This is a genomic window from Pseudopedobacter sp., assembly GCF_040392825.1.
Classification (GTDB): domain Bacteria; phylum Bacteroidota; class Bacteroidia; order Sphingobacteriales; family Sphingobacteriaceae; genus Pseudopedobacter.
Map to the genome: position 1 here is coordinate 1 of NZ_JBEBVH010000308.1, position 4,306 is coordinate 4,306.

The 4,306-nt window shown below is 34.3% G+C and carries 5 protein-coding genes; 3 read left to right on the forward strand and 2 right to left on the reverse strand.

From position 1 onward, the window contains the following. A partial coding sequence (locus tag ABWO41_RS15950; protein WP_353140173.1) for a CorA family divalent cation transporter occupies positions 1-621 on the reverse strand: 621 nt, incomplete at its 3' end. A 1-nt stretch (position 622) separates the two neighbouring features. Beyond that, positions 623-1,228, reverse strand: a complete 606-nt coding sequence (locus ABWO41_RS15955) for a WbqC family protein (protein ID WP_353140175.1) — start codon at positions 1,226-1,228, stop codon at positions 623-625. A gap of 38 nt (positions 1,229-1,266) precedes the next feature. Between ABWO41_RS15955 and ABWO41_RS15960 the strand changes: the two genes are divergently transcribed. From ABWO41_RS15960 to ABWO41_RS15970, 3 genes are all read left to right on the forward strand, one after another. Further along, positions 1,267-2,148, forward strand: coding sequence for a lysophospholipid acyltransferase family protein (locus tag ABWO41_RS15960; protein WP_353140177.1), 882 nt, complete (start codon positions 1,267-1,269; stop codon positions 2,146-2,148). Further along, positions 2,145-3,164 carry a glycosyltransferase family 2 protein gene (locus tag ABWO41_RS15965; protein ID WP_353140179.1) on the forward strand — a complete coding sequence of 340 codons (1,020 nt, stop codon included), beginning with the start codon at positions 2,145-2,147 and terminating at the stop codon, positions 3,162-3,164. Before ABWO41_RS15960 ends, ABWO41_RS15965 begins: the two co-directional genes overlap by 4 nt. A 24-nt stretch (positions 3,165-3,188) precedes the next feature. Beyond that, positions 3,189-4,306, forward strand: a 1,118-nt coding sequence (locus ABWO41_RS15970; protein WP_353140181.1) for an MFS transporter, incomplete at its 3' end; no start/stop codon positions are given.

Genomic DNA, 4,306 nt, shown 5'->3' on the forward strand with positions numbered 1-4,306 from the left:
TTCAACCATTTCCAGCTCATCTCCTAATCTGTTAATCAAGTTAAAGTTTTGATCTGTAGCAATATCCATAATTGCATAAAGCAGATAAGACGGCCCCAGATTACGTATACTGGTCTGTTTTCTGTTTATCAAACGATTTCGTACAGGGTTTAAGATGTCTTCGTAGTCTTCCTGAAAAGTAACTAATGTATTCTGGTTTAGGATCATCGAAAGCTGCTCATTTTTAAGACTGAGGTTTTCATCCAGATCTAAAACTCTCGTAACAACAAAAATATAGTCGTCAAATTCTTCGAACTTTGGCCGTTGGTGCGTATTCACCATGTCTTCCATTACCAACGCATTAATCCCGAATTTTTCTTTTACAGAATTAAGAACATCCTGTGTCCCCAATCCCTGTATATCTATCCAGTAAAATTTACCTGGATTTTGAGTAATAAATGAATAGGCATTATGTATGTCCGAAAATTCTTTAGTAACAATATTTTCGCTGTCATATACATAAACATGTATTTTCGAAGAGAGTGCTGTTTCTGAGACAACAAATATTCCCGGACTTTCTCCCGGAATTCTTTTTTTACGCTTACGGGGAGTTTTATATCTGGGAATATTTGTCTTCTTCATACTATATATACTTTAACGCTTGTGGTCCCTGATTAAATAACAAATCTACAATGCTTAAATTAGGCATAAAATTATATTTATCTTCAAAAACCTGATAATACTGTACGGGTAGATAAGTGCTTTCTTTTTTAGGATGTATATTTTCCCTAAAATCCAGACCATATACTTTTTCGTACAATTCACTGAAAGTGTAATCAACTTTTAGTTTCAGTTGCTTTTTCAGCATTTCGAAAAGTTCTAAATTATAATCATATAGAAAAGTATACTTTTTCTCGTAAAACGGGGCATAGTCATCTTCGTAGAATTCGAAATATGCAGAACTCCTATAAGAGGTTTGCATACTTAACCAATGCAGTCTCTGCCAATCTTCATCGTAGCTTATTTTAACATCTTTAACCGGGGTATGAACTTTAGCACCTTTAACAACAGGCACAATAAGATTCAGTTTACCATTGGGACCATAAATACTAGCCCTGTTCCTATATGTTTGTTTAGGGAAGTGCTCGTGTTTTTCTAAGATTATGTTTATATCCTTATTATCAATCAATTGTTTGTAAAATTCAATTGGTGGAAGATAAAACAAAGGAAATATTACACTGTTTTCCATCTCAATTTTTATATGTTTGCATTAAATAAGCGAAAATAATGATAATTAAGTGGCTTTCTAATGCAGCTGCATTTTTTTTATATCTTATTTCTCTGTTGCCTTTAAGGGTTCTGTATATATTTTCTAGTCTTGCCTACTATATCGTATTTTATATTGTTAAATATAGAAGAAATGCAGTTTTCGAGAATCTTAGAAATGCTTTTCCAGACAAGGACTTAGAAGAGATTAAACAAATTGAAAAGCGATTTTTTAAGTATTTAGCTGACTTGATTTTTGAAGTGATAAAGTTATTGTCTGCCTCTCCTGAATATATCAAAAAGAGATTTCGCTTTGTAAACGAAGAAATTTTTAGAGAGTTTGAAGATAAGAATCAGAGTTTTTTAATGGCAGTAGGACATTATGGGAATTGGGAATGGAGTGCTATAACCACCTCTATGGTTACCAAAGCCAAGCCATTAATAGTTTATAAACAGTTGCAAAATAAAGCTTTCGATCAGACGTATAAGCGAATCAGAGAGAAGTCTGGTGCCGAAATGGTAGAAATGACTCAGACTTTCAGGAAAATAATAGAATACAAAAATAAACTGATTTTTGCAGTTTTTGCAGGCGACCAAAGGCCTACAGGTAATGGTTCTTACGCATGGTTAAAGTTTATGAATCAGGAAACACCATTTTTTACGGGAATCGAAAAAATTGCAAAATCTACAAATTATCCTGTAATCTATTGTGATATCCGGGTTCCTAAAAGAGGACATTATGAGGCCGAATTTATTAAAATCACTGATAATCCAAGAGAAACTGCAGATTTAGAGATTACAAATGCCTATATTCGTTTACTAGAAAAAAGACTTAACCAAACACCTGAGTATTGGTTATGGTCCCATAAAAGGTGGAAAATTAAGCCGGGAGATATTAAATGAGTATACCTAAAGTTTCAGTCGTAATATTAAATTGGAATGGAAAGAAACATTTGGCAGAATTCTTACCTACGGTATATAACAGTCAATACGAAAATTTAGAAATAGTTGTTGGCGACAATGCATCTACAGATGATTCTGTAGCATTTATAAAAACGTATTTTCCATTAGTAAAAGTTATAGAAAACCAGGAGAACTTAGGTTATGCCGGTGGTTATAACGAAATATTAAAACAGGTTACTGCCGACTATTATGTGTTACTGAACTCGGATGTGGAAGTGCCTCCTTACTGGATTAATCCGGTAATAGAAATGATGGAATCCGATTCGCAGATAGCAATCGCCCAGCCTAAAATAAAATCTTTTTACCAGAGAACACATTTTGAGTATGCTGGTGCTGCTGGTGGATTTATTGATAAATATGGATATCCTTTATGCAGAGGCAGAATTTTTGATAGTCTGGAAAAAGACGAAGGTCAATACAATGATATTAAAGAAATATTCTGGGCAAGTGGATGCGCTTTATTTATTAAATCGTCGGTATGGAAGCGCCTGAACGGATTAGACTCAGCGTTTTTTGCTCATATGGAAGAAATAGATATCTGCTGGAGAGCTAAAAATTTAGGATTCAAAGTAATGTACTGCGGTTATTCTGAAGTATATCACGTAGGCGGCGGTACGCTTAATACAGAAAGTCCATATAAAACATACCTGAATTTCAGAAATAACGGATTTCTATTAAAAAAGAATTTAAAACCGTCTGTAAGCTGTTTTTTAATTCCTTTCAGATTTTGCTTGGATTTTCTTGCGCTTCTGAGATTTGCTTCAAAGCGACAATTTGGAAATGCTGCTGCAATTTCCAAAGCTCATAGGGCAATCTGCATGGCTTTTTTAAAAAGGAAAATAGCCTACAATAAAGACATTTCCAAACTACCTAATTCAATTGGCTTATACCCGAAATCCATAGTTTGGGACTATTTCGTTCGAAAAAAGAAAAATTTTACAGATTTAGATTTCTAAATTATTTTTCAGCATCAATACTTTATGTCAACTAATACTTTAAGAAAATCGGATATTTCGATTATGGCATTGGCAACCGGGTTAATTGTTGCTAATTTATATTACTGTCAACCTTTAATTCATCTTATTGCCGAAGAATTTAATATAGAAGAAAGCGTAGCAGGACAAACAATTTATCTTACTCAATTTGGCTATGCCATGGGTTTGTTGTTTTTAGTCCCTCTGGGAGATAAATATGAAAGGAAGAAGCAGATTATTCTGGTAACCTGTGCATCCTGTATATTTTTAATTTTAGCAGCCATAAGTAAGGAATTCTGGTTACTCCAAATTGCTAGCTTTGGTATAGGATTTAGCTCGATTACACCACAACTCATTCTTCCTATGGTGGCTGCATTGTCAAAACCAGAAGAACGCGGAAAACTGGTTGGTATTGTAATGAGCGGCTTATTAATCGGAATTTTATTATCCAGAACATTAAGCGGCTTTGTTGGTGAGTATTTTGGTTGGAGATTTATGTTTTGGACTGCCAGTTTTATTTGCGCCACATTAACTATAATAATAAGTTTTCGATTTCCTAAAAGCGAAGTTAGTTATACCGGAACTTATTGTGATCTCTTAAGGTCTTTAAAAGAAATTACTTACAAATATGCCGTTTTAAGAGAAGCTTCTCTAATCAACTTCGTTGTATTCGCCACGTTCGGTATATTTTGGACAACTATGGTATTATATCTCGGATCGGATGCTTATCATTATACTAGTGAAAAAATAGGCTTGTTTGGTCTTGTTGGGGCCACCGGAGCGATGTTAGCTCCTATTGTGGGCAGACTATCGGATAAATCAAATTCCCGAGCTGTGGTAGGATATGGAATACTGATATTAATTTTCAGTATGTTGATCTTTTATTTTTTCGGAAGCATATTAATGGCTTTCATAATAGGAATAATCGTTCTAGAAATTGGTCAGCAATCTGTACATGTAAGCAATCAGACAAGAATTTACGCTTTAAGTACAGCGGCCAGAAATAGATTGAATACTGTTTTTATGACCACGAGCTTTATTGGAACAGCAAGCGGGTCTGCATTTGGTATATTCTTATGGACTTTAGGTGGCTGGAAAACAGCTTGCTTAGGCGCTATATTTAT

Coding starts and splice junctions, on each gene's coding strand:
- ABWO41_RS15960 (WP_353140177.1), top strand. CDS start 1,267: ATGATAATTAAGTGGCTTTCTAATGCAGCTGCATTTTTTTTATATCTT.
- ABWO41_RS15965 (WP_353140179.1), top strand. CDS start 2,145: ATGAGTATACCTAAAGTTTCAGTCGTAATATTAAATTGGAATGGAAAG.
- ABWO41_RS15955 (WP_353140175.1), bottom strand. CDS start 1,228: ATGGAAAACAGTGTAATATTTCCTTTGTTTTATCTTCCACCAATTGAA.